Origin of the sequence: Pseudomonas sp. HY2-MNA-CIBAN-0224, assembly GCF_040310285.1 — a bacterium.
Lineage (GTDB): Bacteria > Pseudomonadota > Gammaproteobacteria > Pseudomonadales > Pseudomonadaceae > Aquipseudomonas > Aquipseudomonas helleri.
Genome location: NZ_JBEOPQ010000071.1, coordinates 1 through 25,276 on the forward strand (window position 1 = coordinate 1; position 25,276 = coordinate 25,276).

Annotated in this window: 25 protein-coding genes; 17 read left to right on the forward strand and 8 right to left on the reverse strand. The window is 59.8% G+C overall.

Annotated elements, in window-relative coordinates:
• The first annotated feature begins 153 nt into the window (after nucleotides 1-153).
• Genes metX through AAEZ03_RS22650 form a run of 6 tightly spaced genes read left to right on the forward strand, consistent with a single transcriptional unit; the run spans nucleotide 154 to nucleotide 4,509 of the window.
• Nucleotides 154-1,293 carry a homoserine O-succinyltransferase MetX gene (gene metX, locus AAEZ03_RS22625; RefSeq protein ID WP_048385090.1) on the forward strand — a complete coding sequence of 380 codons (1,140 nt, stop codon included), beginning with the start codon at nucleotides 154-156 and terminating at the stop codon, nucleotides 1,291-1,293.
• A 7-nt stretch (nucleotides 1,294-1,300) separates the two neighbouring features.
• Nucleotides 1,301-1,921: a methionine biosynthesis protein MetW gene (gene metW / locus AAEZ03_RS22630; RefSeq protein ID WP_048370967.1), complete on the forward strand. Its 621-nt coding sequence runs from the start codon at nucleotides 1,301-1,303 to the stop codon at nucleotides 1,919-1,921.
• A 25-nt stretch (nucleotides 1,922-1,946) separates the two neighbouring features.
• Entirely contained in the window at nucleotides 1,947-2,369 is a 423-nt protein-coding gene (locus tag AAEZ03_RS22635) for a DUF4426 domain-containing protein (protein WP_048370974.1), read from the forward strand.
• Nucleotides 2,366-2,962: an RdgB/HAM1 family non-canonical purine NTP pyrophosphatase gene (rdgB, locus tag AAEZ03_RS22640; protein ID WP_278940706.1), complete on the forward strand. Its 597-nt coding sequence runs from the start codon at nucleotides 2,366-2,368 to the stop codon at nucleotides 2,960-2,962. The genes AAEZ03_RS22635 and rdgB overlap by 4 nt, the downstream gene beginning before the upstream one ends.
• Entirely contained in the window at nucleotides 2,959-4,173 is a 1,215-nt protein-coding gene (hemW, locus tag AAEZ03_RS22645) for a radical SAM family heme chaperone HemW (protein WP_048370976.1), read from the forward strand. The genes rdgB and hemW overlap by 4 nt, the downstream gene beginning before the upstream one ends.
• A 9-nt stretch (nucleotides 4,174-4,182) precedes the next feature.
• Nucleotides 4,183-4,509 (forward strand): DUF3392 domain-containing protein, encoded by a 327-nt coding sequence (locus AAEZ03_RS22650; RefSeq protein ID WP_019409176.1) that lies wholly within the window; start codon nucleotides 4,183-4,185, stop codon nucleotides 4,507-4,509.
• Nucleotides 4,510-4,604: 95 nt separating this feature from the next.
• Here AAEZ03_RS22650 and trmB read toward each other — a convergent pair whose 3' ends face one another.
• The 4 genes from trmB to AAEZ03_RS22670 form a co-directional block, all read right to left on the reverse strand.
• A complete protein-coding gene (gene trmB, locus AAEZ03_RS22655; RefSeq protein ID WP_262204946.1) occupies nucleotides 4,605-5,327 on the reverse strand; it encodes a tRNA (guanosine(46)-N7)-methyltransferase TrmB in 723 nt (240 codons plus the stop codon).
• 9 nt (nucleotides 5,328-5,336) lie between these two features.
• Complete coding sequence (locus AAEZ03_RS22660; RefSeq protein WP_048370981.1) at nucleotides 5,337-6,131, reverse strand: thiazole synthase; 795 nt, start codon at nucleotides 6,129-6,131, stop codon at nucleotides 5,337-5,339.
• Between the two features lie 57 nt (nucleotides 6,132-6,188).
• Nucleotides 6,189-6,389: a sulfur carrier protein ThiS gene (gene thiS, locus AAEZ03_RS22665; RefSeq protein ID WP_048371198.1), complete on the reverse strand. Its 201-nt coding sequence runs from the start codon at nucleotides 6,387-6,389 to the stop codon at nucleotides 6,189-6,191.
• 80 nt (nucleotides 6,390-6,469) lie between these two features.
• Nucleotides 6,470-6,841 carry a DUF423 domain-containing protein gene (locus AAEZ03_RS22670; RefSeq protein WP_048370985.1) on the reverse strand — a complete coding sequence of 124 codons (372 nt, stop codon included), beginning with the start codon at nucleotides 6,839-6,841 and terminating at the stop codon, nucleotides 6,470-6,472.
• A 44-nt stretch (nucleotides 6,842-6,885) separates the two neighbouring features.
• On the opposite strand from AAEZ03_RS22670, the gene mtgA reads away from it, so the two are divergent.
• The gene (gene mtgA / locus AAEZ03_RS22675; RefSeq protein WP_502947942.1) at nucleotides 6,886-7,644 is read left to right on the forward strand and encodes a monofunctional biosynthetic peptidoglycan transglycosylase; all 759 of its coding nucleotides are present in this window, start codon (nucleotides 6,886-6,888) and stop codon (nucleotides 7,642-7,644) included.
• A gap of 227 nt (nucleotides 7,645-7,871) precedes the next feature.
• Here mtgA and rpoH read toward each other — a convergent pair whose 3' ends face one another.
• The 4 genes from rpoH to ftsY all read right to left on the reverse strand — a co-directional run bounded on the left by rpoH (nucleotide 7,872) and on the right by ftsY (nucleotide 11,950).
• The gene (gene rpoH, locus AAEZ03_RS22680) at nucleotides 7,872-8,726 is read right to left on the reverse strand and encodes an RNA polymerase sigma factor RpoH (protein WP_048370987.1); all 855 of its coding nucleotides are present in this window, start codon (nucleotides 8,724-8,726) and stop codon (nucleotides 7,872-7,874) included.
• A 112-nt stretch (nucleotides 8,727-8,838) separates the two neighbouring features.
• Nucleotides 8,839-9,864, reverse strand: a complete 1,026-nt coding sequence (gene ftsX / locus AAEZ03_RS22685; protein ID WP_282364310.1) for a permease-like cell division protein FtsX — start codon at nucleotides 9,862-9,864, stop codon at nucleotides 8,839-8,841.
• Nucleotides 9,861-10,532: a cell division ATP-binding protein FtsE gene (gene ftsE, locus AAEZ03_RS22690; protein WP_048370989.1), complete on the reverse strand. Its 672-nt coding sequence runs from the start codon at nucleotides 10,530-10,532 to the stop codon at nucleotides 9,861-9,863. The genes ftsX and ftsE overlap by 4 nt, the downstream gene beginning before the upstream one ends.
• Nucleotides 10,529-11,950, reverse strand: a complete 1,422-nt coding sequence (gene ftsY, locus AAEZ03_RS22695; protein WP_350581750.1) for a signal recognition particle-docking protein FtsY — start codon at nucleotides 11,948-11,950, stop codon at nucleotides 10,529-10,531. The genes ftsE and ftsY overlap by 4 nt, the downstream gene beginning before the upstream one ends.
• Before the next feature lie 356 nt (nucleotides 11,951-12,306).
• On the opposite strand from ftsY, the gene AAEZ03_RS22700 reads away from it, so the two are divergent.
• The 10 genes from AAEZ03_RS22700 to AAEZ03_RS22745 all read left to right on the forward strand — a co-directional run bounded on the left by AAEZ03_RS22700 (nucleotide 12,307) and on the right by AAEZ03_RS22745 (nucleotide 24,898).
• Nucleotides 12,307-13,662 carry a M16 family metallopeptidase gene (locus AAEZ03_RS22700; RefSeq protein ID WP_350581753.1) on the forward strand — a complete coding sequence of 452 codons (1,356 nt, stop codon included), beginning with the start codon at nucleotides 12,307-12,309 and terminating at the stop codon, nucleotides 13,660-13,662.
• A complete protein-coding gene (locus AAEZ03_RS22705; protein ID WP_282364307.1) occupies nucleotides 13,655-15,145 on the forward strand; it encodes a M16 family metallopeptidase in 1,491 nt (496 codons plus the stop codon). The genes AAEZ03_RS22700 and AAEZ03_RS22705 overlap by 8 nt, the downstream gene beginning before the upstream one ends.
• On the forward strand, nucleotides 15,145-15,753 hold the full coding sequence (rsmD, locus tag AAEZ03_RS22710) for a 16S rRNA (guanine(966)-N(2))-methyltransferase RsmD (RefSeq protein WP_048385106.1): 609 nt from the start codon (nucleotides 15,145-15,147) through the stop codon (nucleotides 15,751-15,753). Before AAEZ03_RS22705 ends, rsmD begins: the two co-directional genes overlap by 1 nt.
• Before the next feature lie 180 nt (nucleotides 15,754-15,933).
• Nucleotides 15,934-17,187 carry a M16 family metallopeptidase gene (locus AAEZ03_RS22715; protein WP_350581757.1) on the forward strand — a complete coding sequence of 418 codons (1,254 nt, stop codon included), beginning with the start codon at nucleotides 15,934-15,936 and terminating at the stop codon, nucleotides 17,185-17,187.
• 96 nt (nucleotides 17,188-17,283) lie between these two features.
• Nucleotides 17,284-18,630, forward strand: a complete 1,347-nt coding sequence (locus AAEZ03_RS22720) for a M16 family metallopeptidase (RefSeq protein ID WP_350581760.1) — start codon at nucleotides 17,284-17,286, stop codon at nucleotides 18,628-18,630.
• Nucleotides 18,623-20,038: a M16 family metallopeptidase gene (locus AAEZ03_RS22725; protein WP_350581762.1), complete on the forward strand. Its 1,416-nt coding sequence runs from the start codon at nucleotides 18,623-18,625 to the stop codon at nucleotides 20,036-20,038. The genes AAEZ03_RS22720 and AAEZ03_RS22725 overlap by 8 nt, the downstream gene beginning before the upstream one ends.
• Nucleotides 20,039-20,120: 82 nt before the next feature.
• On the forward strand, nucleotides 20,121-21,476 hold the full coding sequence (locus AAEZ03_RS22730) for a M16 family metallopeptidase (RefSeq protein WP_350581765.1): 1,356 nt from the start codon (nucleotides 20,121-20,123) through the stop codon (nucleotides 21,474-21,476).
• Nucleotides 21,469-23,013 (forward strand): M16 family metallopeptidase, encoded by a 1,545-nt coding sequence (locus AAEZ03_RS22735; RefSeq protein ID WP_350581768.1) that lies wholly within the window; start codon nucleotides 21,469-21,471, stop codon nucleotides 23,011-23,013. The genes AAEZ03_RS22730 and AAEZ03_RS22735 overlap by 8 nt, the downstream gene beginning before the upstream one ends.
• Before the next feature lie 8 nt (nucleotides 23,014-23,021).
• Nucleotides 23,022-24,053, forward strand: coding sequence for a hydrolase (locus tag AAEZ03_RS22740; protein ID WP_350581771.1), 1,032 nt, complete (start codon nucleotides 23,022-23,024; stop codon nucleotides 24,051-24,053).
• Nucleotides 24,053-24,898 (forward strand): AraC family transcriptional regulator, encoded by an 846-nt coding sequence (locus AAEZ03_RS22745; protein WP_153391134.1) that lies wholly within the window; start codon nucleotides 24,053-24,055, stop codon nucleotides 24,896-24,898. Before AAEZ03_RS22740 ends, AAEZ03_RS22745 begins: the two co-directional genes overlap by 1 nt.
• Nucleotides 24,899-25,276: the final 378 nt, after the last annotated feature.

Consider the following 25,276-nt stretch of genomic DNA (forward strand, 5'->3'; position numbering starts at 1 on the left):
ATTCAGCGTCGTGGAGTAGGCCTCCCGGCTTGCAAATTTTTGAAACATCAAAAGATCGCGAGACAAGCTCGCTCCTACAGAGGTTTGAGCATTGCTTGCCGCTCTGCCCCCCGCTCATTAGACTTACGCCTCATTTGAATGAGAGCAGGGTCAATGCCAGCTGCCTTTCCCCCCGATTCCGTTGGTCTGGTCGTGCCGCAAATCGCGCACTTCAGCGAACCGCTGGCGTTAGCCTGTGGCCGTTCACTGCCTGCCTATGATCTGATTTACGAAACCTATGGCCAGCTCAATGCCACGGCCAGCAATGCCGTGCTGATCTGCCACGCGCTTTCCGGGCATCACCATGCGGCCGGTTACCACAGTGCCGACGAGCGCAAGCCCGGCTGGTGGGACAGCTGCATCGGCCCCGGCAAGCCGATCGACACCAACAAGTTCTTCGTGGTCAGCCTCAACAATCTTGGCGGCTGCAATGGCTCAACCGGCCCAAGCAGCCTCAACCCTGAAACCGGCCGCCCGTTTGGCGCTGATTTCCCGGTGCTGACAGTGGAAGACTGGGTGCACAGCCAGGCCCGTCTGGCCGACCGTTTGGGCATCAACCAGTGGGCCGCCGTAATCGGTGGCAGCCTGGGCGGCATGCAGGCGTTGCAGTGGAGCATCAGCTACCCGGATCGCCTGCGCCATTGCCTGGCCATTGCTTCGGCGCCTAAATTGTCCGCGCAGAACATCGCGTTCAACGAAGTGGCGCGTCAGGCCATCCTCACCGACCCTGAGTTCCACGGCGGTTCGTTCCAGGAACAAGGCGTGATCCCCAAGCGTGGCCTGATGCTGGCGCGCATGGTCGGGCACATCACTTACCTGTCCGATGACTCCATGGGCGAGAAATTCGGCCGTGGCCTGAAGAACGAAAACCTCAACTACGACTTCCACAGCGTCGAGTTCCAGGTAGAAAGCTACCTGCGCTATCAGGGTGAGGAGTTTTCCGGGCGTTTCGACGCCAATACCTACCTGTTGATGACCAAGGCGCTGGACTACTTCGACCCGGCCGCCAACTACAACGACGACCTGGCCAAAACCTTTGCCGGGGCCAAGGCACGCTTTTGCGTGATGTCATTCACCACCGACTGGCGCTTCTCGCCGGCGCGCTCGCGTGAGCTGGTGGATGCGCTGATGGCGGCGAAAAAAGACGTTTGCTACCTCGAGATCGATGCACCGCAAGGCCATGACGCCTTCCTGATTCCGATCCCGCGCTACCTGCAAGCCTTCAGCAACTACATGAACCGAATAGACCTGTGAGAACGCCATGAGAGCCGACCTGGAAATCATCCAAGACTGGATCCCCGCTGGCAGCCGCGTACTCGACCTCGGTTGTGGTGATGGCGAACTGCTGAGCTGGCTGCGCGACAACAAGCAAGTCACCGGCTACGGCCTGGAAAACGACCCGGACAACATTGCCGAGTGCGTGGCCAAAGGCATCAACGTGATCGAGCAAGACCTGGACAAAGGGCTGGGCAACTTTGCCAGCAACAGCTTTGACATCGTGGTCATGACCCAGGCGCTGCAAGCGGTGCACTACCCTGACCGGATCCTCGACGAGATGCTGCGCGTCGGGCGCCAGTGCATCATTACCTTCCCGAACTTCGGTCACTGGCGTTGCCGCTGGTATCTGGCCAGCAAAGGCCGCATGCCCGTGTCCGAGTTTCTGCCGTACACCTGGTACAACACGCCGAACATTCACTTCTGCACCTTCGAAGACTTTGAAGAGCTGTGCCGTGAGCGCGAAGCCCGTGTGATCAACCGCCTTGCTGTAGATCAACAACACCGGCACGGATGGGCGAGTAAGTTATGGCCTAACCTGTTGGGTGAGATTGGCATTTACCGTGTCAGCAGTCCTGGCCTGCAGGATCACCAAATCGCGGTTTAAATCAGGGTTCACAAGGAGAAGGGCTATGGGTCGGATTGGATTACTGCTGCTGTCGATGTGCTTCGCCGTTCAGGCGATGGCTGCGGGGGCCACCCAAGTGGGCGGCACCGTGGTCAACTACAACGCCTTCATGACCAACTTCCTGAGCCCTGAGATCACCGCCAGGTACGGCCTGCAACGCAGTGACCAACTGGGTGCGCTGAACTTCAATTTGTCCAAAGATGATCAAAAAATAGCCAGCACGATCAAGGGCACTTACCGCGAAACCGGCGATAAAAAAGCTAAACCGCTCACCTTCAAACAGGTGATCAATGACCAGGGAGCGATTGATTACTTCGCCCAGTTCCCGGTCCAGCCCGCTAAAGTCTATGTGTTCGCCATTGAGCTTAAGGTCAACGGCGAAACCAAAGACATCGAATTTTCCCAAGAGGTCGCTCCGCTCCAATGATTAACCTTACGCAACTGGTTTTGGCTAGCCACAACGCCGGCAAACTCAAAGAACTTCAGGCCATGCTCGGCGAGTCGGTGCAGTTGCGCTCGATTGGAGAATTCAGCAGCGTCGAGCCGGATGAAACCGGCTTGTCGTTCGTTGAAAACGCGATTCTTAAAGCGCGCAACGCGGCACGTATCTCGGGCTTGCCGGCACTGGCAGACGACTCGGGGCTGGCGGTGGACTTTCTCGGTGGCGCACCGGGCATCTACTCGGCCCGTTATGCCGACGGCAAAGGCGATGCGGCGAACAACGCCAAGCTGCTCGACGCCTTAAAAGACGTGCCAGAAGCCGAGCGCGGCGCGCAATTTGTGTGCGTGCTGGCGCTGGTACGCCACGCGGACGACCCGTTGCCGATTATCTGCGAAGGCTTGTGGCACGGCCGCATCCTGCCCGCAGCCAGCGGCGAGCACGGCTTTGGTTACGACCCGCTGTTTTGGGTGCCGGAGCGCAACTGCTCCAGCGCTGAACTCAGCCCGGCCGAGAAAAACCAGTTGAGCCACCGCGCCCGTGCCATGGACTTGCTGCGTCAGCGTTTGGGCCTGAAATGACCCATGACACCCCTTCACAGCCGCTCTATCTGGGTGCGGCTGGCTTTACTCAGCAGGCGCCGCGCGCGCCGCTGACGCAACTGCCACCCCTGTCGCTGTACATCCATATTCCGTGGTGCGTGCGCAAATGCCCGTACTGCGACTTCAACTCGCACACTGCAAGCCCGGTGCTGCCCGAAGAAGAATACGTCGACGCGCTGCTGGCCGACCTCGATCAAGACCTGCACGCGGTCTATGGCCGCGAGCTGAGCTCGATCTTTTTTGGCGGCGGCACGCCGAGCCTGTTCAGCGCCCAGGCGCTGGGCCGCTTGCTCAAGGGGGTCGAAGCGCGCATCCCGTTTGCCAGCGACATCGAAATAACCCTCGAAGCCAACCCCGGCACGTTTGAGCAAGAAAAGTTTGTGGCCTACCGCCAACTGGGGATCAATCGCCTGTCGATTGGCATCCAGAGTTTTCAGCAAGAAAAACTCCAGGCGCTGGGCCGTATCCACAACGGTGACGAAGCCGTGCGCGCCGCCGGGATGGCGCGTCAGGCGGGCTTTGATAACTTCAACCTCGACTTGATGCACGGTTTGCCCGATCAGAGCCTGGAAGACGCCCTGAGCGACTTGCGCCAGGCCATTGCCCTCAAACCGACACATCTGTCGTGGTATCAACTGACGCTGGAACCCAACACGGTGTTCTGGAACAAGCCGCCTGATTTGCCCGAAGACGACACCTTGTGGGACATCCAGGAAGCGGGCCAGGCGTTGCTCGCCGAACACGGCTACGCCCAATACGAAGTGTCGGCCTACGCCCAGCCAGGTCGCCCGGCGCGGCACAACCTGAACTACTGGAGCTTTGGCGACTTTATCGGTATTGGCGCTGGCGCTCATGGGAAATTGAGCCATCCTGATGGCCGAATTGTCCGCACCTGGAAGACCCGTCTTCCAAAGGACTACCTCAATCCAGCCAAAAACTTTCAAGCCGGTGAGAAAACCCTGACAGCGGAAGAGCTACCGTTTGAGTTTCTAATGAACGCCTTGCGTCTGACCGACGGCGTCGACTCATCGCTCTACCCGCAGCGCACCGGTTTACCTCTTGAGAGTTTGAACGAGGGACGGCAGGCGGCAGAACAAAGCGGCTTATTGCAGGTCGAACCGACACGCTTGGCGGCGACCGCCCGAGGGCAGTTGTTTCTCAACGACTTGTTACAGCACTTTCTGATCTAAGGAACGCGAATGGACTTGGTACTTGACCTGCTTGCCACCGTGTCACGCTGGAGCCGCAGCCATCTCTCCGAGATATCCCTGGCCCTTATTGGCTGCCTGCTGGTGCTGTTTGGTGCGGACTTTAAAGGGTGGGTCGAACAGCGTCTGGGCAGCATCGCCGGTGCTTTGCGCGTTCCCTTGATGGCCCTGCTGTGCCTGATCGGCAGCGGCGCCGCCCTGATCTACGCCACCCCATGGGTTGAGCGCGGTCTGAGCCAATTCAACAACTACAGCCTGGCGCCGGTGTTGTTGGTGGTACTGGTGTTGATCGGCGTAGTCGCAGATCGCCGCGGATAACCCCGCCCCCCCCTGTAGGAGCGAGCTTGCCTCGCGATCTTTTGATCTTTTAAAAGATCGCGAGACAAGCTCGCTCCTACAGAGGATTGCGTTTTTTACGCCAACTTCTCGAACTTCAAATCCCACACGCCATGGCCAAGACGTTCGCCACGGCGTTCGAATTTGGTCACCGGGCGCTCGGCCGGGCGTGGGACGCACAGGCCGTCTTCGGCCAGGTTGCGGTACCCCGGCGCGACGTTCATGACTTCCAGCATGTACTCGGCATACGGTTCCCAGTCGGTCGCCATGTGCAGCACGCCACCCACTTTCAGCTTGGAACGCACCAGTTCGGCAAACGATGCCTGGACGATGCGGCGCTTGTGGTGACGGCTCTTGTGCCATGGGTCCGGGAAGAACAGCAGCAGGCGGTCGAGGCTGTTGTCAGCCACGCAGCGGGTCAGGACTTCGATCGCGTCGCAGTCGTATACCCGCAGGTTGGTCAGGCCTTGGGTGAGCACGCCGTTGAGCAGCGCGCCCACACCCGGACGGTGAACCTCGACGCCGATGAAGTCTTGCTCAGGCGAAGCCGCCGCCATTTCCAGCAGGGAGTGACCCATGCCGAAGCCGATTTCTAGGGTGCGCGGGGCCGAGCGACCAAACACCTGGTCGTAATCGACCGGCGCATCGGCCAGCGGCAGTACGTACAGCGGCGCGCCTTGATCCAGGCCGCGTTGCTGGCCTTCGGTCATGCGCCCGGCACGCATCACAAAGCTCTTGATGCGGCGGTGCTGGCGGTCGTCGCCTTCTTCCAGGGTTGGGGTGTCGAGTGATTCAGTCATCAGTGGCTCTTACTTGATCAGACCATCCAGCGGCGAGGAGGCGCTGGCATAGAGTTTTTTCGGCATGCGCCCGGCCAGATACGCCAGACGGCCCGCCACAATGGCGTGCTTCATGGCTTCGGCCATGATGATTGGATGCTGGGCGTTGGCGATGGCTGAGTTCATCAGCACAGCTTCGCAGCCCATTTCCATGGCGATGGTGGCGTCGGAGGCAGTGCCTACGCCCGCGTCCACCAGCACCGGGATTTTCGCTTCTTCCAGAATGATCCGCAGGTTGTACGGGTTGCAGATGCCCAACCCCGTGCCGATCAGGCCCGCCAGCGGCATGACCGCGATACAGCCCATGGCTTCAAGCTCGCGGGCGATGATCGGGTCATCGCTGGTGTACACCATCACGTCAAAACCGTCCTTGACCAGCACTTCGGCGGCCTTGAGGGTCTCGATCACGTTCGGGAACAGGGTTTTCTGGTCTGCCAGCACTTCAAGTTTGACCAGGTTGTGGCCGTCGAGCAGCTCACGGGCCAGTCGGCAGGTACGCACGGCTTCAACCGCGTCGTAGCACCCGGCGGTGTTCGGCAGGATGGTGTAGCGATCTGGCGGCAACACGTCGAGCAGGTTCGGCTCGCCGGGGTTTTGCCCGATGTTGGTACGACGCACAGCGACGGTGACGATTTCTGCGCCCGAGGCTTCGATGGCCAGACGGGTTTCTTCCAGGTCACGGTATTTGCCGGTGCCTACCAGCAAACGCGACTGGTACGTACGGCCGGCCAACACGAAAGGCTTGTCGCTGCGAACATTGCTCATCGGGAATCCTCTTCTGATTGTGTGCACTGTGGACAGGGGTGAAGCGGGGCCTGCTGACTAGCCGCCACCGATGGCATGAACCACTTCGACCTGATCGCCTTCTTTGAGCACCGTTTCGCCATGCTGGCTGCGCGGCACGATGTCCAGGTTAAGCTCGACGGCGACACGGCGGCCTGTCAGTTCCTGGAGGGCCAACAAGCCAGCGACGGTCTCGCCGTCCGGCAGTTCAAAGGATTCACCGTTCAACTGAATGTGCATGCGCGACGCTGCCATCATTTTTAGGGGTCAGCATTCTAGCCCGATCAGTCAGGGCGACCCAAGCCATTCGTCCTACAGACTTAACTAACGCGCCAGGCGGCCAGACCCAGGCATAACCAGCCCGCCAAAAAGCCGAGGCCACCGATGGGGGTGATCATCCCCAGCTTGCTGATACCGGTCATTGTCAGCACGTACAAACTGCCGGAGAACAGCACAATGCCCAGCGCAAAACAGATACCGGCCCACGTCACCAGGCGGCTTTGCAGTTGCGTTGCCAGCAGCGCGACGCCAATCAAGGCCAGGGCGTGGACCAGTTGATAGGTCACACCGGTATGAAAAATAGCCAGGTATTGCTCACTCAGGCGGCCTTTCAGGCCATGGGCCGCGAATGCGCCGAGGGCAACGCCGGTAAAGCCAAAGAATGCGGCCAACATCAGGAAAACACGCAACATGGTTCACTCCCTTCAGGGTCATCGAATAGCGCAGGGTCTGTATAATGGCCCGCTCAACGGGTTCGGCCAAGCCATCTATGCTGCGTAATCTTCTACATCGCGTCCTTAAAGCCCTGCTGTGGTTTGCAGCGGGCAGTGCGTTGCTGGTGCTGATTTTCCGCTGGGTGCCGCCGCCGGGCACCGCGCTGATGGTCGAGCGCAAGGTTGAATCGTGGTTCGACGGCCAGCCCATTGACCTGCAACGCAGCTGGCGGCCCTGGGATGACATCTCCAACGAGCTGAAAGTGGCGGTGATTGCGGGCGAAGATCAGAAATTCGCCGAGCACTGGGGCTTTGACTTCGGCGCGATCAGGGCGGCGTTCGTGCATAACGAAAAGGGCGGCACCGTGCGCGGCGCCAGCACGCTGAGCCAGCAGGTGTCGAAAAACCTGTTTTTGTGGTCGGGCCGCAGTTGGCTGCGCAAAGGGCTCGAAGCCTGGTTTACCGGGTTGATTGAGCTGTTATGGCCCAAGCAGCGGATCCTTGAGGTGTACCTCAATAGCGCCGAATGGGATGAAGGGGTGTTTGGCGCACAGGCCGCGGCGCAGCATCACTTTGGCGTCGACGCCAAAAACCTCTCGCGCCAGCAGGCCAGCCAGCTGGCTGCCGTATTGCCCAACCCGCGTAACTGGAGCGCCAGCCACCCGACGCCCTACGTGGCCAGCCGCGCTGCCTGGATTCGCCAGCAAATGCGCCAATTGGGCGGCGACAATTACCTCACCACCCTGAACACCTCCCGCAGCGACAAGCCCTGGGCGGAGTAAAGCAACTGGAACTGCCGCACCGTCTTCGACGCCGCGCTGTCGCTTAGCAAACAGGCTACCGACTATCTCTAGCATCCCCCAATCGGTTCCCTCTCCTTCGGGAGAGGCGTGGTGAGAGGCGTCTTAGATCAAGATCAAAAGATCGCGAGGCAAGCTCGCTCCTACAGGGTATTTGCCCACAAACAAAAACGCCCCGATCAGATCGGGGCGTTTTTTTGACAGTCGCGTTAAGCGGCGATCGAGAGTTTGAGCTTGTTCATCGCGCTTTTTTCCAGCTGACGAATGCGCTCTGCAGACACGTTGTACTTTTGCGCTAGGTCGTGCAGCGTGGCTTTCTCTTCAGCCAACCAGCGCTGATACAGAATGTCACGGCTACGGTCGTCCAACACTTCCAGCGCTTCGTGCAGGTTGGTGTTGGAGTTGTCGGTCCAGTCAGCATCTTCCAGTTGACGCGCCGGGTCGTACCGGTGGTCTTCCAGGTAGTTGGCTGGCGACTGGAATGCACTGTCGTCGTCAGCTTCTGCTGCCGGATCAAAGGCCATGTCCTGACCGGTCAGGCGGCTTTCCATTTCGCGCACTTCGCGAGGCTCTACGCCCAGGCTTTCAGCCACACGATGGACTTCTTCGTTGTTCAGCCAGGCCAGACGTTTTTTCTGGCTGCGCAGGTTGAAGAACAGTTTGCGCTGGGCCTTGGTGGTCGCGACTTTCACGATCCGCCAGTTACGCAGAATGAACTCGTGGATCTCTGCCTTGATCCAGTGCACGGCGAACGACACCAGACGCACACCCATTTCGGGGTTGAAGCGTTTGACCGCCTTCATCAGGCCGACGTTACCTTCCTGGATCAGGTCTGCCTGAGCCAGGCCATAACCCGAGTAACTACGGGCAATGTGTACAACAAAACGCAGGTGGGCGAGCACCATCTGCCGAGCCGCCCCCAAATCCTGCTCATAGTAGAGACTCTCGGCCAGTTCACGCTCCTGCTCAGGTGTCAGCAGTGGAATGCTGTTCACCGTGTTGACATAGGCCTCCAGGTTCGCACCGGGGACCAACGCATACGCAGGTTGCAAAGAAGTGGTCATACGAATAAACCTCCGTCTCACATAACTCGTGCAGTTCAGCACTGCGAAAGTTGACCGGAAACTGTGAAAAAAGTTCCGAAAAAAGCTGAAAAGGTCAACATGTATAAAGCAATTACTTAGGCGAAAGCTCACGTAAGTGACGTGCGACTGCAATCCATGCACCGATATACCCTAACAGCACCGCGCCAAGCAATAGCGACAGACCATCGGCTACCGGCACTCCGGCTAGCGCAAAATCGCTGCCATACAATCCCGCCAGCCCGACAACCGCGTCGTTGAGCCAGTTCAAACCGAATGCCAACACCCCCCAGGAAAGAATCCCGGCGCCAAACCCGTAAAGCGCGCCCATGTACAGAAACGGCCTACGCACGTAGCTGTCTGTACCACCGACCAGCTTGATCACTTCAATTTCGATCCGACGGTTCTCGATGTGCAGACGAATGGTGTTACCGATCACCAGCAGCAACGCCGAGACCAGCAAAACGGTCAAACCAAACACAAAACGGTCACCCAGCTTGAGGATCGCCGCCAAGCGTTCGACCCAGACTAGATCAAGTTGCGCCTGTTGCACTTTCGGCAACTCGGAAAGTCGTTCGCGCAAGGCCTCAAGGGTGGCTTTATCGACCTCATTGGGGGTCACCAGCACCACGCCCGGCAACGGGTTGTCCGGCAGCTCTTTGAGCGCTTCGCCCAAGCCAGACTGCTGCTGGAACTCATCCAGGGCCTTTTCGCGGCTGATGAATTCAGCGTCCGCGACCCCCGGCATACCTTTTATCTGATTGCTTAATTGTTCGCCCTGCGAGTTGCTGGCGTCCATTTGCAGGTACAGCGAAATTTGCGCAGCGCGCTGCCATGAACCGCCCAGGCGCTCGACGTTGCTCAGCAACAGCGACAAGCCCATCGGCAAGCTCAGGGCGACGGCCATCACCAAGCAGGTAAAAAAGCTGCCAATCGGCTGCTTGCCCAAGCGGCGCAAGCTGTCGAGCAGACTGGCGCGGTGCGACTCTACCCAGGCGTGGAACAACATCCCAAAACTGGGGCCATCGTCTTCGTCGTGTTTTTTCTTTTTCGGCGGCTGTGGATCGGCCGCCTTGGGTGCCACGCGTTCGGACACCTTGGGGCTGCGAGTGGCACTCATTGTCCGGCCTCCCCGTCGCCAATCAATCGGCCACGCTGCAAGGTCAGCATGCGGTGGCGCATACGCGCGATCAGTGCCAGGTCGTGGCTGGCAATCAGTACGCTGGTACCCAAACGGTTGATGTCTTCAAATACGCCCATAATTTCCGCCGCCAAACGCGGGTCGAGGTTGCCGGTAGGTTCATCTGCCAGCAGCAAGGCTGGACGATGGACGATGGCTCGGGCAATGCCGACGCGTTGTTGTTGGCCGGTGGACAAGTCGCCAGGGTACAGCTCGGCTTTGTCCGACAGCGACACGCGGTCCAGCGCGGAGTCGACGCGCTTGGCAATTTCCGGCTTGGACAAGCCCAGAATCTGCAACGGCAGCGCGACGTTGTTGAACACCGTGCGATCAAACAACAGTTGGTGGTTCTGGAAGACCACGCCGATCTGGCGACGCAAAAAAGGAATCTGCGCGTTGCTGATCTGGCTCAGGTCCTGGCCCGCCAGCAGCAATTTGCCGCTGGTAGGGCGTTCCATCGCCAGCAACAGCCGCAACAGCGTGCTTTTGCCCGCGCCGGAGTGGCCGGTGACAAACAGAAACTCGCCGCGCCGGACCCGGAAGCTCAGCTCGTGCAGGCCCACGTGTCCATTTGGATAGCGTTTACCGACCTGCTCGAAACGAATCATGGACGCTCCCGCTCCGCAAACAGAGCCTGAACAAAAGGTTCGGACTCAAAGGTACGCAAATCATCGATGCCTTCACCGACGCCGATAAAGCGGATCGGGATGTTGAACTGCTTGGCCAGGGCGAAGATCACCCCGCCTTTGGCCGTGCCGTCGAGCTTGGTCAGCGCCAGGCCGGTCAAAGCCACGGTCTGGTTAAACTGCTTGGCCTGGTTGATAGCGTTCTGCCCGGTGCCAGCGTCGAGCACCAGCAGCACTTCGTGCGGGGCTTCTTCGTCGAGCTTGCCGATCACCCGGCGGACTTTTTTCAGTTCTTCCATCAGGTTGTCTTTGGTGTGCAGACGACCGGCGGTGTCGGCGATCAACACGTCGATGCCCCGCGCCTTGGCAGCTTGCACCGCGTCAAAGATCACCGAGGCCGAGTCGGCGCCCGTGTGCTGGGCGATCACCGGGATGTGGTTACGCTCGCCCCAGACCTGCAACTGCTCGACCGCTGCGGCACGGAAGGTATCACCGGCCGCCAGCATGACTTTTTTGCCTTCCAGTTGCAGTTTTTTCGCCAGCTTGCCGATGGTGGTGGTTTTACCCGCACCGTTGACGCCGACCACCAGAATCACAAACGGCTTGTTGCGGGCTTCGATTTTCAGCGGCTGTTCAACCGGCTTGAGCATGGCGGCCAGCTCGTCCTGCAACGACTTGTACAGCGCGTCGGCGTCGGTCAGCTGCTTGCGTGCGACCTTCTGCGTCAGGTTCTTGATGATCACCGAGGTCGCTTCAACGCCCACGTCGGCCGTCAGCAAACGGGTTTCGATTTCGTCCAGCAGGTCGTCATCAATGACTTTTTTGCCGAGGAACAGGCTGGCCATGCCTTCGCCAATGCTGGCGCTGGTTTTGGACAAACCTTGTTTGAGGCGGGCAAAGAAACCGACTTTGGTTTCTGCCACAGGAGCAGGCGTCGGCGCGGGCGGCTCGACCACGGGCGCAGGTGCAACCACCACGGCAACAGGCGCTGGAGCTGGAGCTGGAGCTGGAGCAACCGGCTCAGGCTCAGGCAGGGTCTCAACCACCTCAAGCACCGGCTCAACGACTTCAACCACCGCAACCACAGGCTCTGGCTCTGGAATCGGCGGCACGATGTGCGGCGCTTCCACGTCTTCGACCAGGGCAACCGGCTCCTCGGGCACCGGCAACGGCGGCCATGGCTCAGGTTTGGCCGCTTCAACCACAGGGGCAGCGACCACTTCTGGCACGGGCTCGACCACCACCGGTGTGGCTTCGATCAACGGCTCGGGGGTGACTTCAGGCGCAGGCGCTGGCTGTTCAACGACGGTTTCCTGCGGTTTTCTGCGCAGCCATCCGAACAGGCCTTTCTTCTCGCCAGCCGCAGCTGGGTTCTTCTTGTCGTCGTTGGAACCAAACATGGAGGACGGCTATCTCATCGTAGCGACGCGCCACTGTGGCGCCCCGGCAAATAATATTCGGTGTGAAAAAGACTGTTTTTTTGTCAGCTCGTTCGCACACAGCTTATTCAAGGTGTAAAGAAACACCTCTATAACTTCGTCTTATCTCGGACATGGAACGGGAAATACGGCAAAAAAAGGAAATTTACCGGGATACCTCCACACTTCCAAGTCGGCTCCTATACTGCCCGATCACAGGTTGTCTGATCGTGGCGGGCTTGATAGGCGTGGCCGCCAGTAAAACGGATCAGTATCCTAGCACCTCCTCCCCCGCAGACGCTAAGGCCAAGCGGGCAGCCCAACAGGTTTAAAAACGAATGAATCATCTCGCCCGCTGCGCTGCTGGCCTGTTGCTCAGCACCGTTTTGCTCCCGCTATCGGCCTTTGCCGCCGATGCGCAACCCACCCATGAGTTCCGTCTGGACAATGGCCTTAAGGTCATCGTGCGCGAAGACCACCGCGCACCCGTGGTGGTCTCGCAGGTCTGGTACAAAGTCGGTTCCAGTTACGAGACGCCCGGCAAGACAGGCCTGTCCCACGCCCTTGAGCACATGATGTTCAAAGGCAGCAATAAAGTCGGCCCCGGTGAAGCCTCGTTGATCCTGCGCGACCTCGGCGCCCAGGAAAACGCCTTCACCAGCGATGACTACACCGCGTATTACCAGGTGTTGGCCCGCGACCGCCTGGGCGTTGCCTTTGAGCTCGAAGCCGACCGCATGGCCAGCCTTCGCCTGCCGCCCGAAGAGTTCAAGCGCGAAATCGAGGTGATTAAAGAAGAACGTCGCCTGCGCACCGACGACCAGCCGATGAGCAAGGCGTACGAAATTTTTAGCGCCATGGCCTACCCGTCCAGCGGCTACCACACGCCTACCATCGGCTGGATGGTTGATCTGGAGCGCATGAACGTTGCCGAACTGCGCGCCTGGTACGAAGAGTGGTACGCCCCCAACAACGCCACCCTGGTGGTGGTCGGCGACGTAACCCCGGATGAAGTCAAAACCCTGGCCCAGCGCTACTTTGGCCCGGTGCCAAAACGTGACATCCCGATTGCCAAAGTGCCGCTTGAACTGGCCACGCCCGGCGAGCGCCTGCTCAAGATCAACGTGCAGACCCAACTGCCGAGCCTGATGATGGCTTTCAACGTGCCGAGTATCGCAACCGCCAAAGACCCGCTCAGCGCCAACGCGCTGCGCCTGATCGCGGCGCTGCTGGACGGCGGCTACAGCGCGCGCATGTCCTCGCAGCTTGAGCGCAAAGAGGAGTTGGTGTCGGGCGCCTCGTCCAACTACAACGCCTTCACCCGTGGCGACAGCCTGTTCCTGATTACAGCCATGCCCAACAGCCAGAAAAAAGTCACCCTGGCCCAGACGGAAGCCGGTGTATGGCGCCTGCTGGACGACCTGAAAAAGACCCCGCCGTCAGCCGAAGAACTGGAGCGTGTGCGCGCTCAAGTCATTGCCAACCTGGTGTACGAGCGCGACTCCATTACCTACCAGGCCACCTCGATTGGCCAACTGGAAACCGTCGGTCTGTCGTGGAAGCTGATGGACAGCGAACTGGCTGACCTGCAAAAAGTCACCCCGGCCGATATTCAGCAGGCCGCACGCACCTACTTCACTCGCGACCGTCTGAGCGTTGCGCACGTACTGCCCGAGGAGAAAACCCATGAGTGAGCGTAAAGGTCCACGCTTCGCCCTGCTCGCCCTGACCACGGCGGTTCTGGTGGGTGCACTCGGCTACTCCTTCATCAGCCCGAGCGAATCGGTTGCCGGCCCAACCCTGGATTCAGCCAAAACCGAGCGCAAGCTTGAGTCTCTGGCAGAACTCGACGGCAAGGCGCCGACCAACCGCAAGCTGGACATCCAGACCTGGCAAACCGCCGAAGGCTCCAAAGTGCTGTTCGTCGAAGCCCGGGAACTGCCGATGTTCGACCTGAGCCTGACCTTCGCGGCGGGCAGCAGCCAGGATGGCAACACGCCAGGCATCGCCGTGCTGACCAACGCCATGCTTAACGAAGGTGTGGCCGGCAAAGACGTCAGCGCCATTGCTCAAGGCTTTGAAGGCCTCGGCGCAGCGTTTGGCAATGGCGCCTACCGCGACATGGCCATCACCTCGTTGCGCAGCTTGAGCGATAAAGACAAACGCACCCCGGCGCTCAATCTGTTTGCTGAAGTGGTGGGTAAACCCACGTTCCCGGCCGACTCGCTGGCGCGAATCAAAAACCAGCTGCTGGCCGGTTTTGAAGTCCAGAAGCAAAACCCCGGCAAACTGGCCAGCAATGAGCTGTTCAGCCGCCTGTACGGCAACCACCCGTACGCCCACCCGACAGATGGCTCTGCGCAAAGCATCTCGGCCATTACCCTCGATCAGATCAAGGCCTTCCACAACAAGACCTACACCGCAGGTAACGCGGTGATTGCGATTGTGGGCGACCTGTCCCGTGCCGAGGCCGAGGCCATGGCGTCGCAAGTGTCAGCAGCCCTGCCAAAAGGCCCGGCCGTGGCCAAGATCGCAGAGCCGGTTGAGCCCAAAGCAGGCGTCAACCACATCGAGTTCCCGTCCAAGCAGACTCACTTGCTGCTGGCCCAACTGGGCGTTGGCCGCGATGACCCTGACTACCCTGCGCTGCTGCTGGGCAACAAGGTTCTGGGTGGTGGTGGCTTCGGGACGCGCCTGATGACCGAAGTACGTGAAAAACGCGGCCTGACCTACGGCGTGTACTCCAACTTCAGCCCGATGGAGGCCCGCGGCCCGTTCCAGATCAATCTGCAAACCCGTGCCGAATTGAGCGAGGGCACGCTCAAACTGGTTGAAGACATCTTGGCTGATTACCTGAAAAACGGCCCGACACAAAAAGAACTCGACGATGCCAAGCGTGAGTTTGCCGGCAGCTTCCCGCTGTCGACCGCCAGCAACGCCGCCATCGTCGGCCAACTGGGCGCGATAGGCTTCTATGACCTGCCGTTGGACTACCTGGAAAAACTCCGCGAGCAGTCCCAGAATCTGACCACCGAGCAAGTCAAGAACGCCATGAGCAAGCACTTGAGCGCCGACAAAATGGTCGTAGTGACCGCCGGCCCAACCGTGCCGCAAAAACCACTGCCACCTCCTACCGACAAACCTTCAGAGCAACCTCTTGGGGTTCCGGAGCATTAATGGCAAAGCCAAAAAACACATCGCACTCAGGTGCAGGTCAATTACGCATCATTGCCGGGGAATGGCGCAGTCGCAAACTCGACTTCCCCCATGTAGAAGGTCTGCGCCCAACGCCAGACCGTGTTCGTGAAACGCTGTTCAACTGGCTCGCGCCGTACATTCAGGGCGCCAGGGTACTGGACGTGTTCGCCGGCAGCGGCGCACTGTTTCTGGAGGCCCTGTCACGCGGTGCGGCCAAGGGCCTGGCTCTGGACAGCAACCGTGAGGCCATCTCCAACATCCGCGAAAACATGGGCATCTTGCGCTGCACCACCGGCCAGGTGCAGCAAACCGACGCCCTGCGTTACCTGGACGCGACCCCGAGTGACACCTTTGACGTGGTGTTCCTCGACCCGCCGTTCAACAAAGAACTGCTCAAGCCTGCCTGCGACCTGCTGGAGCAGCGCGGCTGGCTGACAGATGACGCCTGGATCTACACCGAAAGCGAGCTGCGCCCGTCCGAGTTGGGCTTGCCCGGCAACTGGCGCCTGCACCGCGAGCAAAAAGCCGGGGGCGTGAACTACGCCCTGTGGCAGCGCGATGCGGTTCAGGCACCCGCAGCGCAATAACAACCGCTGATCTGTGCAATCGTTGCCGCGCATTACGGCAACGATTGCACACACCCTTGCTCTATCTATGTACCGCACCCCGCGCCCTGCGCCATCGCATTCTGTCCGTTCTCACTGATCATTCGCCCCGTGTGCCTCCGCACATCGGCTGGCGTGTTCAAAAACAACGGAATGTGAAACATGACCATTACTGCTGAAAAACCCACTCACGCCTACACACTGGATAACGGCCTGCAGGTGATCCTGCGCCAGGACCACCGTACGCCAGGCATCTGCGCCTCGCTGTTCCACAAGGCGGGCACCGACCATGAACACGCAAACCAGCGCGGGCTGGCGTACCTGGCCGGTGGCGCGACCTTCAAGGACAAAGACCTTGAGCGAAAAATCGGCGCCACTGCCAATGGCTGGATCGATTACCACCTCAGTGCCTACAGCCTCGAAGCACCCAGTGCCGAGCTTGCCACCGTGCTGCAATTGCTTGCCGCCCGAATGGAGCCTCAAACACTCTCCCAAGAGCGCCTAGATAAAGGCATCAAGCACACCCAGAAGCTCGAAGAAGGCGAACCGTACTTCAGTTCCGATTACTGGATTACCCCGTCATTCGAGGAGCTGATTTTTCCCCAGGCACGCACCGTGTACAAATTCGGTAATGTCGACGACCTTGCACGCATCACGGTGGCCGACGTGCTGAGTTGGCATGAAGAAGGCTACGCGCCGAACAACTCGATTCTGGTCATTGCAGGCGATATAGCGCTCGATGACGTCCAGCCGCTGATCCAGCACCTGTTTGCCGATCTCACACCTTTCGAAGGTTTTGCCACGGCAGAGCAGCCCGCACATTCGTTTACAGGCGAGGAACGCAGGCTGGTTCAGCGTCTTGATACGCCACTGCCACGGCTGCAAATGGCCTTTAACACGCCAAGCCTCGCAACCCCGGGCGCCATCGGCGATATCCGCGCCCTGCAAGTCATCAGCGCCCTGCTGACCAAAGGCCCGCAGGCATGGCTGCCACTGCGTTTGTCTGAAGACAAGCACACGCTGGACAGCGTGATCAGCCGACTTCCGGCCTATCGCCGCAACGATGACCTCTTCCTGCTGGCCGCCACCCTGGGCGCAGACACCTCGCTGTCGGTGCAACAGGTAGAGCTGCAAATCAAACAACTGCTGGAATCACTCAAAACCCATGCACTGGATGCCGAGACCTTGAAGTACGGTCAACAGCAGGCCCTTGAAAGCCTGGAAGAACAAGACACCCTCGAAATACAAGCCTCGATCCTGGGCAACCTGGCCGCCATCGACCTGCCATGGACGCTGATCGACAGTGAGGCCGAGCAAATCCACAACGTCACGGCAGATGACATCCAGCGCGTGGCCAACACGTACTTCAGCCCCGAGCGCCTGAGCGTCGCACACAGCCTGCCGCGCGAAGCCTGATTAACCCAGGCGCGCTACCTATATACCGCCTTGCAGTACCCGCCTTGATCCAACCTGTTCTGACTTTATTCACAGAACACTCAAGGATCCTTGCGGATGAAACCCCCTCTTTTGTTTCGCTGGCTAATCACCTTGTGGTTGCCAGCGACCGCCTGTGCCCACGCGGCACCGGTTACCCATGCATTTAGCCTCGACAACGGCCTTAAGGTCATTGTTCGCGAGGACCACCGCGCTCCCGTGGTGGCCTCGCAGCTTTGGTACAAAGTCGGCGCCAGTTATGAGCAGGAAGGGCAAACCGGCTTGTCTCACGCTCTGGAACACATGGTCTTCAAAGGCAGCAGCAAACTGCCCCAGGGCGAAGCGTTGAAAGTGCTTGAATCGCTGGGCGTCAGCGCCAACGCCACCACGCGGCCCGATGCAACGTTTTACACACAGCTGCAAGCCGCCAATCGCCTTGCGGTGTCACTCGAAATCCTTGCAGACCAAATGGTCAGCGCACGCTGGAGTGACGCCCAGTTAAACATCGAACGGCTGATCATCCAGAAAGAGCGTCACGCCGCGGTCGACAGCAACCTGTGGAACTTGCTCAACGAGCGGGTCAAAACCATTGGCCATGTGGCGAGTACCTACAAGAACCCTGTGCTGGGCTGGATACATGACATCAACCGGCTGAACAACCCGCTGCTCATGCAGTGGTATCAAGACTGGTATGCGCCCAACAATGCCGTGCTGGTCATCGTCGGCGATGTGACGCTGGATCAGGCCAAAGCACTGGTGACGCAACAGTTCGGCGCAATCGATGCGCGCCCCTTGCCCACGGTCAAGCGCCCCATTGAACTGACCCATCTGGGCCGACGCGGGATGCACCTTCGCTTGCCCAGCCCCAATGCAAAGCTGGTGATGGCCTTCAATGTGCCCAGTTTGTACACCGCACAAGACCCGCAAACCGCCTTTGGCCTGTTGCTGCTCAACGAACTGCTGGCCAGCAGCGACAGCTCGCTCATCAAAGCCAGCCTGATGCATCAACAAGGCGTGCTGGCCGGGACGTACTCGCATTACGACCTGCTGAACCGGGGCGATGGCCTGCTCAGGATCTGGGCCGAAATCAGTCCGTCACGCGCTGACACCCCGCAAGCGGTGCAAGCCTTGATCTGGGCGCAGCTCACAGCGCTCAATGCCGCCCCGGTCAGTGCGCAAACGCTGGAACGCGCCAAGCGCAGGATCATCACCAAACGCCTGTACGCCCACGATCAGATCGAGAAGCAAGCCAGCGAAATAGGCGAGTTGGAAAGCATCGGACTGCCCTGGTCGACCCTCGATGCACAAGAACAGGCCCTGCAACAACTGACACCTGCCGACATTCAGCAACTGGCCTCTACCTACCTCACTGAAAACCGCTTCAGCGCTGCCTACATGCCAAAGTCGGAGAAAAAACATGAGTAAGTCGACACGTCCCCCTCTAGTGCCACTGGCGTTTATTGCCGCCCTGTTGCTATGCCTGTGCCTGAGCGCTCCGGCACAGGCAACAGAAGGCCCAACGACAACCTTGCAGACCTTGCAAACCCTGGATGACAGTCACATCGCTGCTCGCCCGCTGAGCATTCGCGTTTATGCGACCCACGAAGGCACACGCGTGCTTTTTATTGAGACCCACACGCTACCCATCGTCGATATCAGCGTGCGTTTCTCGGCGGGCAGCAGCCGTGACGACGCCTGGCCTGGGCTGGCAAACCTGACCTTGAAGCTCTTGAACCAGGGCGTCGACGGCATGGATGCCAAGGCCATCACCGAGACGTTTGATCAACTGGGGGCACAACTGACGGCCTCGGTAGACAAAGACGAAGCGCGGTTAACCCTGCGTACACTGAGTGACGGCGAGACGCGCAAGGCGGCGATTGACCTGTTCACGCGACTGATCGCACAGCCCGCTTTTACCCCGGACGCCGTCGAGCGCGCCAAAGCGTCGGCGCTCAACGCCATCGGGCTGGTGCAACAAAAACCGACAGCACGCCTGCAACAAGCCCTGCATGCGCAGGTGTATGGCAATCACCCTTACGCCCGGCCCGTCGAAGGCAACGCCCAGAGCCTGGCCTTGATAGACGCCGGGAAAGTCCGGGGTTTTCATCAAAAAGCCTACACCGCTGCCAACGCGCTGCTGGTCATCGTGGGGGACATTTCAAATGATGACGCAACAGACCTCAGCATCGCGCTCAGCCAGGCCCTGCCCCAAGGCCCGGCGCTCGCGCCTCTTGCGGTGTCCATGGACCTCACACTGCCTCCCGGTCATACCCACCTCGAAGCCCCCTATAACCAGACTTTGATCATGCTGGCGCAACCGGGCGTACCGGCGAACCATCCGGATTACGTGGCGTTGCAAGTGGCCAGCTTGATATTCGGTGGTTCCAGCAGCAGTCGCCTGATCAATGAGCTACGCCACAAGCGTGGGCTGACCTACACCGCTTCGGCCTTTATGCCGCTCTGGCAAGCGGGCGGCCCCTGGACCATCAGCCTGCAAACCGCCCCCGATCAGCAGGAGGCCACCCTGGCGCTGGTCAAAGAGTTGTTTACCGAGTGGCTGCGCGAAGGCCCCACTGAAGAGGAACTGGCCGCCGTCAAACGACGGCTGGCGGGTAACCTGCCACTGACCAGCGCCAGCAATGCGCAAATGGTTCAACAGTTGCTGCTTATGGGGGCCCACGATCTGCCCCGAAATTTCGACGCCCTGGTCATCCAAGCCCAAAAGCTGTCGCGACAAGACATCAAAGACGCCATCAATCGTTACTCCAGGGCCGATAAATGGAAGGTCGCAAGCCTGGGCCCAACGGTCGAGCAACGCCCCTTGCAACCCTGAGCGTATTGCGTAGTTATGTAACGCACCTGCCGCCCGGGTTTACCGCAACCTGTCCTGACGAACCCTCGTCAGGACACCCACCATGAACAGACTCATCGCCGGGCTGCTGCTCGGCGTCATGCTCCAGCCCCTGCTGGCATCGGCCAGCAGCCCACCGCCCATTCATGAGTTCACACTCGATAACGGGCTCAAAGTCATTGTTTACGAAGACCACAACGCCAGCCTGGTGCTGACCCACTTGTGGTATCGCATCGGGTCAAATCAGGAAGAGCCGGGCCAAACCGGCGTGTCCCATGCCGTGGAGCACATGCTGTTCAATGGCAGCAGCAAGCTCTGCACAGGCGAGTCAGGCCATATTTTGCAAAACCTGGGCGGCAGCCAAAATGCCATGACCCTGAATGACGCCACGCTGTTTTTCCATACCGTGCCCCCGCACGCGCTGGGTGTCAGCTTTGAAATGCTGGCAGATCAAATGAGCACGGCTCACCTGTCAGCGACGGTTTGGAGCGGCGAACGTGAAATCATCAAAAATGAGCGCACCGAGGCCTCTGATCTCCACCCCATCAAGCGCGCCATCGAAGTCCCCCGGCGCCTGGCCCTGCCGGCCAGCGCCGCAGGCAACCCGATCATTGGCTGGCGGCATGACCTGGACCGCCTGCAAACCGAAGAGGTAAAGCGCTGGTATCAACGCTGGTATGCCCCCAACAACGCGGTGCTGGTAGTCGTCGGTGACATCACCCCCCAGCAGGTCAAACAACTGGCCGAACGGTATTTCGGCCCTATTGCCCGCCGGGCGCTGCCCTACAGCTCAACCCCCATCGACCTGGCGATGCCCGGCGAGCGCAGCATCACGCACTACATCCCCCAGCAAATACCCGTGCTGTACATGGCCTTCAATGTGCCGAGCCTCGCCACTCAAACAGACCCGCGAACAGCACCGGCACTGGAGCTGATTTCCGAAATGCTGGGCGGCGCAAACAGCTCGCTGTTCGAGTCGTTACTGGTGCGCAAGGAAGGCCTGGCAGACACCACCACCGTTCATTACCAGGCGGTCAGCCTCGGCGATGAACTGTTCAACATCAGCGCGCTGCCCGACCTCGAAACAGCCGCTTCGCTTGAAACCCTCAAGGCACTCCAGACGCGAATTCTGGCCATTATCGACTCATTGAAAACCGCCCCGCCAAGCCTTGAAGACCTCGAACGCGCGCGGACGCAGATCAAGGCACGGCGCGTGTTCGACCAGGATGAGCCGGAAAACCGCGCCCTGCAGATTGGCATGCTGGAAATGGCCGGGCTGTCCTGGCGCACCGAAAAGACACGGCTCGATGCCTTGAACGCCATCACCCCGCAAGACATTCAACGCACAGCGCAGACCTTTCTGGTCGCAGACCGGTTAATCACCAGCTACGCGCTGCCTGAGGAGTCAGCTCATGAATAATGCCCAACGCATCGCACGCGGCACCCTCGTCTGCCTGTTCGCACTGTCGGGCATTTTTTTGGCGGCGGGCTGTTACGTACAGGCAGCAGATATTCCCGGCCCCACCTTAGCCTTGCAATCGCTGCGCGAACTCAAAGAGCCCACAGGCACACCCCACACGCCCCGGATCCAGTCGTGGACACTCAAGCAGGGCAGCCGCGTGCTGTTTGTAGAAAACCACCACTTGCCCATGGTCGACCTGAAAATCAGTTTTGCCGCAGGCAGCTACCACGATGGCGAAACACCGGGGCTGGCGGCCATGACCCAGGCCCTGTTCAGTGTCGATTCGGCGCGCAAGCCCGCCGACGAGATCGCCCGGGGGTTTAACCGTTACGGCGCGCAAATAACCCACGGGATCAATGCCGAGCAAAGCTACCTGACCCTCCGAAGCCTGAGCGCACCCGAAGTGCTTGCCCCGGTGATGAACCTGTTCACTGAAACCCTGACACAGCGTGCATTCAGCGAGGAGAACCTGTCGCGAATAAGACGATCCTTGCTGTCAGACCTCAAGCTTGAGCAAGTGCTTGCGCAGGCGCGAGCGCTGACCAGCATTCGCGAAGAGCTGTACCCCGGCCAGCCCTTATCGCGCTCAACCAACGGCACCCACGACAGCCTTCAACGCATACAAGCCGCGCAGGTTCGCAATTTTTTTCAGCGGGCCTATACCGCAGCCAACGCCCAGATAGTGATCGTCGGCGACCTCACACCCGAGCGGGCCACATTACTCAGCCAAACCTTGGCCGACGCGCTGCCGCAAGGGCCGGCGCTGCCCGCCCCGCAGACGTTTACCGCACAGGCCAACGCTGGCAAAACGCTGCACATTGAAGACGCAACGAGCCAGACGTTGCTGGTCATGGCACACAATGTTGTGCCCAATCAGCACCCGGATGCATTGGCCCTCCATGTCGCCAATGCGATGTTCAATGGCATTTTAAATAATCAACTGCGCGAGAATCACAGCGTCACTTACGGGGTGCAGTCCGATATCGAACATGCCAAAGGCACAGCAACTTGGATCACCCAGTTCAATACGCCGCCCCACTACAGTGAGCAGGCCTTGGCCCATGCCAAAACGCTGTTTGAGCAGTTCCTCAAGGATGGGCCCACGCAAGAGCAGCTGGACAGCATCAAGAAATACCTGCGTCAGGCGCTGCCACAACTGATCGCGACCAACAGGAACCTGCTCAAGGAACTGGAGGACATCAACCGTTTCGATCACACCCTGGACTTCACACACAAAATAACCGAGATCCAGAAAATGACCGCCGGCCAGATAAAAGCCGCCATGAACCGGCACATGAACGCCAACGCTTGGGTCACCCTCACTCTCGGCCCCAGCGTTGCCCAGCAAGCCCTGCCCGAGCTCATCATGAGTGAAACCAGCGGCCAGCCGTTCTGCAATTCGACCAATTGGATGAGTACCGCACAGCACACACTGCTTGGGCCGCGGGCCGCGTTGTGGCAACTTAGGCACTTTCCGACACCTGTCACCGACTGAGAACTTAAGTGCGCGCCCTCGCTTCCCCTGCGTTACCCGTGGAACTGTTCACACCAGCTTCTGGCCTCGGCAACCCTCATTTGCAAACGCTGTGGGGGCCGCTGTGGCGCACCAAACCTGTTGTTGAACATCAACGCGAGCGCCTGTGGCTCGAAGATGGCGACTTTCTCGACCTCGACTGGCACGGCACGCCGTCAGCCCATGAACCGCTGGTGCTAGTGCTGCATGGCCTGACCGGTTCCTCGGGCTCGCACTACATCGCAGGCCAGCAAAGCGCCCTGGCAAAACAGGGCTGGGCCAGCGTGGCCCTGAACTGGCGCGGGTGTTCGGGGGAGCCCAACCTGCTGGCACGCAGTTACCACTCCGGTGCCAGTGAAGACCTGGCCGCAACCGTTGCGCATTTGCGGGCGCGCTACCCGCTGGCGCCGATCTATGCCGTGGGTTACTCACTGGGCGGCAACGTGCTGCTTAAATACCTGGGCGAATCGGGCAGCGCCAGCGGCCTGCAAGGTGGCGTCGCGGTTTCGGTGCCGTTTCGCCTCGACCAGTGCGCCGACCGCATCGGCATGGGCTTCTCCAAGGTGTACCAGGCGCACTTCATGCGTGAAATGGTGGCCTACGTCAAAATCAAACAGCGCCAGTTTCAACACGACGCCAAGCACGAAGCGCTGGCCGCACTGGCAAAGCTGGGCACCCTCAAATCGCTGAGCAAACTGCGCACCTTTTGGGAGTTCGACGACCGGGTCACCGCGCCGCTCAACGGTTATCAGAGCGTCGACGACTATTACCGCCGCGCCTCCAGCCGCTACTTCCTGGGTGCCATTGAAACACCCACGCTGATCATCCAGTCCGAGGACGATCCGTTTGTGTTCAAACACAGCATCCCTGAAGCCAGCGAACTGTCCGCCTGCACCGAACTTGAGCTGCACACCAAGGGCGGCCATGTGGGGTTCGTTGAAGGGTCGCCGAGAACGCCCAGGTACTACCTGGAACGGCGCATTCCACAGTGGTTGGCCAGCCTCAAGCCTGAGTCTGCGTAATGAAGGTGGAGCAAGGTGAGTCCATCCATTTTTGGCAAACGGCGCCGCTGACCGGCGTCGAATTACTCACCGCGCGCTACATCGAACACCGCTTTGTGCCCCATGTGCATGATGGTTTTGTGATCGGCATGATCATGGACGGCGCCCAGCGTTATCGCTATCGGGGTGCAGAGCATCTGGCCGGCACCGGCACACTGGTGTTGATCAACCCGGACGAAGTGCATAACGGCCACAAAGGCCACGATGCCGGTTGGCGCTACCGTGCGTTCTACCCGGACAACGAGCAAATCCAAAGCCTGCTGGAAGAGCTGAACTTGCCCGGCACCCACCTGCCCACCTTCAACGACACCCTGCTGCACGACCCGGAGCTGTTTCACGGGTTGCAGCAACTGCATCATTTGCTCGAAGGCCCGGAATCGGCGCTGCATCAGCAAACGCTCTGGCGGCAAATGATGCTCGCCCTGCTCAATCGCCATGCCCGCCTGCCGATGCCGGGCAAGCCGGGGGTGGAACACCGGGCGGTGCGCCAGGCCAAAGAGCTGCTGCAATCGCGTCTGGCAGAACCGCCCTCGCTGGAAGAACTGGCGGCGGCGGTCAACTTGTCGCCGTTCCACTTTGCCCGCGTGTTCCAGCGCGCCACGGGCATGCCGCCGCACACCTGGCTGATGCAACAACGCATCGCCCATGCCCGCGGATTGTTGCAACAAGGCTGCTTACCGCTGCAAGTCGCTACACAACTGGGTTTTGCCGACCAAAGCCATTTGAGCCGCCAGTTCAAAAAAGTCTACGGCGTCGGCCCGGCGGCGTATCGCGCGGCCAGTGCCCAGCACGCACAAAGCCTGTAGACGGTAGTCCTGCGGCCCGCATCGCTACAACAAAACCGTGTAGGAGCGAGCTTGTCTCGCGAGCTTTTAAAGATCAAAAGATCGCGAGCAAGCTCGCTCCTACGGAGTGTTGCCTGCACGTTTGGCGGCGGTCTGCAGCCCGCATCGCTGCATCAAAACCGTGTAGGAGCGAGCTTGTCTCGCGAGCTTTTAAAGATCAAAAGATCGCGAGGCAAGCTCGCTCCTACGGAGTGTTGGCTGCACGTTTGGCGGCGGTCTGCGGCCCGCATCGCTGCATCAAAACCGTGTAGGAGCGAGCTTGCTCGCGAGCTTTTAAAGATCAAAAGATCGCGAGCAAGCTCGCTCCTACGGAGTGTTGCCTGCACGTTTGGCGGCGGT

Bases quoted from the DNA above. Each gene is read 5' to 3' on its own strand.
- metX (WP_048385090.1), top strand. From the start codon at position 154: ATGCCAGCTGCCTTTCCCCCCGATTCCGTTGGTCTGGTCGTGCCGCAA.
- metW (WP_048370967.1), top strand. From the start codon at position 1,301: ATGAGAGCCGACCTGGAAATCATCCAAGACTGGATCCCCGCTGGCAGC.
- AAEZ03_RS22635 (WP_048370974.1), top strand. From the start codon at position 1,947: ATGGGTCGGATTGGATTACTGCTGCTGTCGATGTGCTTCGCCGTTCAG.
- rdgB (WP_278940706.1), top strand. From the start codon at position 2,366: ATGATTAACCTTACGCAACTGGTTTTGGCTAGCCACAACGCCGGCAAA.
- hemW (WP_048370976.1), top strand. From the start codon at position 2,959: ATGACCCATGACACCCCTTCACAGCCGCTCTATCTGGGTGCGGCTGGC.
- AAEZ03_RS22650 (WP_019409176.1), top strand. From the start codon at position 4,183: ATGGACTTGGTACTTGACCTGCTTGCCACCGTGTCACGCTGGAGCCGC.
- trmB (WP_262204946.1), bottom strand. From the start codon at position 5,327: ATGACTGAATCACTCGACACCCCAACCCTGGAAGAAGGCGACGACCGC.
- AAEZ03_RS22660 (WP_048370981.1), bottom strand. From the start codon at position 6,131: ATGAGCAATGTTCGCAGCGACAAGCCTTTCGTGTTGGCCGGCCGTACG.
- thiS (WP_048371198.1), bottom strand. From the start codon at position 6,389: ATGCACATTCAGTTGAACGGTGAATCCTTTGAACTGCCGGACGGCGAG.
- AAEZ03_RS22670 (WP_048370985.1), bottom strand. From the start codon at position 6,841: ATGTTGCGTGTTTTCCTGATGTTGGCCGCATTCTTTGGCTTTACCGGC.
- mtgA (WP_502947942.1), top strand. From the start codon at position 6,886: ATGGCCCGCTCAACGGGTTCGGCCAAGCCATCTATGCTGCGTAATCTT.
- rpoH (WP_048370987.1), bottom strand. From the start codon at position 8,726: ATGACCACTTCTTTGCAACCTGCGTATGCGTTGGTCCCCGGTGCGAAC.
- ftsX (WP_282364310.1), bottom strand. From the start codon at position 9,864: ATGAGTGCCACTCGCAGCCCCAAGGTGTCCGAACGCGTGGCACCCAAG.
- ftsE (WP_048370989.1), bottom strand. From the start codon at position 10,532: ATGATTCGTTTCGAGCAGGTCGGTAAACGCTATCCAAATGGACACGTG.
- ftsY (WP_350581750.1), bottom strand. From the start codon at position 11,950: ATGTTTGGTTCCAACGACGACAAGAAGAACCCAGCTGCGGCTGGCGAG.
- AAEZ03_RS22700 (WP_350581753.1), top strand. From the start codon at position 12,307: ATGAATCATCTCGCCCGCTGCGCTGCTGGCCTGTTGCTCAGCACCGTT.
- AAEZ03_RS22705 (WP_282364307.1), top strand. From the start codon at position 13,655: ATGAGTGAGCGTAAAGGTCCACGCTTCGCCCTGCTCGCCCTGACCACG.
- rsmD (WP_048385106.1), top strand. From the start codon at position 15,145: ATGGCAAAGCCAAAAAACACATCGCACTCAGGTGCAGGTCAATTACGC.
- AAEZ03_RS22715 (WP_350581757.1), top strand. From the start codon at position 15,934: ATGACCATTACTGCTGAAAAACCCACTCACGCCTACACACTGGATAAC.
- AAEZ03_RS22720 (WP_350581760.1), top strand. From the start codon at position 17,284: ATGAAACCCCCTCTTTTGTTTCGCTGGCTAATCACCTTGTGGTTGCCA.
- AAEZ03_RS22725 (WP_350581762.1), top strand. From the start codon at position 18,623: ATGAGTAAGTCGACACGTCCCCCTCTAGTGCCACTGGCGTTTATTGCC.
- AAEZ03_RS22730 (WP_350581765.1), top strand. From the start codon at position 20,121: ATGAACAGACTCATCGCCGGGCTGCTGCTCGGCGTCATGCTCCAGCCC.
- AAEZ03_RS22735 (WP_350581768.1), top strand. From the start codon at position 21,469: ATGAATAATGCCCAACGCATCGCACGCGGCACCCTCGTCTGCCTGTTC.
- AAEZ03_RS22745 (WP_153391134.1), top strand. From the start codon at position 24,053: ATGAAGGTGGAGCAAGGTGAGTCCATCCATTTTTGGCAAACGGCGCCG.